Genomic DNA, 2615 nt, shown 5'->3' on the forward strand with positions numbered 1-2615 from the left:
CGGCGACCAGGTGTAGCCGGGTCGGCGATCCGCCAGGCCCCTCGGCACACGAAAACGGCCCGACCGGTTGGTCGGGCCGTTTTCGCGATCCGGGTTATTCGGCGAGGCGGTGGGTTCCGTCGCGCACGGTGCCCACGAACTCTTCGATCAGGTCCTCCAGGGCGACCACGCCGACGGTGTTGCCGCGGCTGTCGACCACCCGTCCCAGATGGCTGCTGGTACGGCGCAACCGGGCCAGCGCCTCGTAGAGCGGAGTTCCGGTGCTCACCGTGGGCAGCGGGCGGATGTCGGTGCGGGGGATGACGGTGTCCGGGCCCGCGTTGTCGTCGGCGACCTCGTCGAGGACGTCCTTGATGTGCAGGTAACCCACCAGAGAGCCGTCGGAGGCGGCGACCGGGTAGCGCGAGAAACCGGTTTCGGACACCGCTGCCTCGACCTCACCGAGGGTGGTTCCGTTGCCGATCAGCGGCACCGATCTGGCTTGGGCCAACGGCACCATCACATCCCCGACGACCTGGTCGGAGGTGCCGAGGGCCTGGGTGAGCCTGCGGTGTTCCTCTTCGTCGAGCAGTCCCTCGGAGCGGGATTCGCCGATCATCTCGGCCAGTTCCACCGTCGAGACGGTCGCGTCGAGTTCGTCCTTCGGCTCGATACGCATCATCCGCAGCGTCATGTTCGCGGCCAGGTTGTACAGCGCGATCAGCGGTCGGGCGATCCGCAACCACATCAGGTGGACCGGCACCAGCAGCAGTGCCGAGCGTTCCGGACCGGCCAGGGCGATGTTCTTCGGCACCATCTCGCCGAGCAGGATGTGCAGGATCACCACCACCGTGAGCGCGAGCGCGAAGCCCACCGGGTGCAGCAACTGATCGGGCAGGCCGAGCAGTTCGAACGGGCGCTCGATCAGGTGCGCGATCGCGGGCTCGCCGACGCGGCCGAGCAGGATCGAGCAGATGGTGATGCCGAGCTGAGCCGCGGCGAGCATGATCGACAGGTTCTCACCCGCCTCGATCACCGTCTGCGCCTTCTTCTTGCCTTGGGCGACAAGGGCTTCCAGCCGATCACGGCGGGCGGAGATGAGGGCGAACTCGGCGGCCACGAAGAACGCGTTGCCCGCCAGGAGTACGACGGTCAGCAAGATTCCGAACAGGTCACCCATGAGCGTTCTCCCGTGCCGAGAGGGCGGCCGCGTCGACGGGGATCAACCGCACCCGGTCGATGCGCCGTCCGTCCATCCGTTCCACCCGGGCGATCCAGCCGCCCCCGGAACCGCGGGATTCGGGCAGCACCGCTTCGTCGCCGGTCACCGGAATGCGGCCGAGCTGGGCCAGTACCAGCCCGCCGAGGGTTTCGTATTCGCCCTCGGGTGCGTCGTAGCCGGTCGCGCGCGACACCTCGTCGATGCGCATCAGACCCGAGCAGTCCCAGCCGTCGGAGACCCGGCGCACATCGCGCTCCTCCTCGTCGTGCTCGTCGCGCACGTCGCCGAGGATCTCCTCGATCAGGTCCTCCATGGTCACCATGCCCGCGGTGCCGCCGTATTCGTCGACGACCAGAGCCACCTGCATGCCGTCGGCGCGGACGCGCTCGAGGACTTCGTCGCCGTCCAGGCTGGCGGGCACGATCGGCACCGCGACGGCGAGGTCGCTGAGCTGGATCTGCTTGCGCAGCTCACCCGGGTGGGTGAACGCCTGCTTGACGTGCACAACGCCGAGCGTGTTGTCGAGGTCGCCGTCGACCACCGGGAACCGGGAGTAGCCGGTGCGCGCGGCGGCGGCGATGAGATCGGCGATGGTGTCGTGGCGGTCCAGCGATTCGACCTTCACGCGCGGTGTCATCAGGTCCTCGGCGCTGCGCTCACCGAATTCCAGCGAGCGGTCCATCACCTGCGCGGTGCGCTGATCCATCGCGCCACGCATGGCGGAGGTGCGCACCAGCGAACCGAGTTCCTGGGGCGAGCGGGCCGAGCGCAGTTCCTCGGCGGGTTCGATGCCGAGCCTGCGGACCACCCAGTTGGCGGCGCCGTTGAGAAAACGGATGAGCCACTTGAACAGGGCGGAGAAGCCGATCATCGGACCCGCGGTGAGCCGGGCGACCATCATCGGCTCGGCGATCGCGATGTTCTTGGGCACCAGTTCGCCGTAGATCATCGACAGCGAGGTCGCGATGATCAGGGCCAGCGCCAAGGCGACGCCGTGCGAGGCGTTTTCGCTCAACCCGATGCCGTCCAGCAGCGGATCGAGCAGCCGGGCCAGAACGGGTTCGGCGATGTAGCCGGTGATCAGCGTCGTGATGGTGATGCCGAGCTGAGCGCCGGAGAGCTGGAACGACAGGGTGTGATGGGCCTGTTTCACCAGGCGTGACTGGGTGTCACCTTCCCGAGCGGCCGCTTCGACGGTGCTGCGTTCCAGTGCGGTGAGGGAGAACTCGGCGGCGACGAACAGTGCCGTTCCGAGAGTGAGTGCGACGAAGCCGAGCAGGCTGAGCACGGTCAGAACGATGGACATCCTCAGCACCACCCGAGTGGGGGCGCGGTAGGGAAACCGGGGGATCGAACGGACGCTGCGGAAAGGAGGACGCCGGGTTTGTCACCCGGCTCCGTAGAGGAGCCCTCC

At 67.9% G+C, this 2615-nt stretch carries 2 protein-coding genes; both read right to left on the reverse strand.

Translation table 11 applies throughout. The features are described from left to right. Positions 1-94: 94 nt before the first annotated feature. Entirely contained in the window at positions 95-1159 is a 1065-nt protein-coding gene (locus ACFWF3_RS31620; protein ID WP_379317438.1) for a hemolysin family protein, read from the reverse strand. After that, positions 1152-2507 carry a hemolysin family protein gene (locus ACFWF3_RS31625; protein ID WP_379317440.1) on the reverse strand — a complete coding sequence of 452 codons (1356 nt, stop codon included), beginning with the start codon at positions 2505-2507 and terminating at the stop codon, positions 1152-1154. Before ACFWF3_RS31625 ends, ACFWF3_RS31620 begins: the two co-directional genes overlap by 8 nt. Positions 2508-2615 lie beyond the last annotated feature (108 nt).

This window comes from Nocardia sp. NPDC060220 (assembly GCF_042727815.1).
In the GTDB taxonomy this organism is placed as follows: domain Bacteria; phylum Actinomycetota; class Actinomycetes; order Mycobacteriales; family Mycobacteriaceae; genus Nocardia.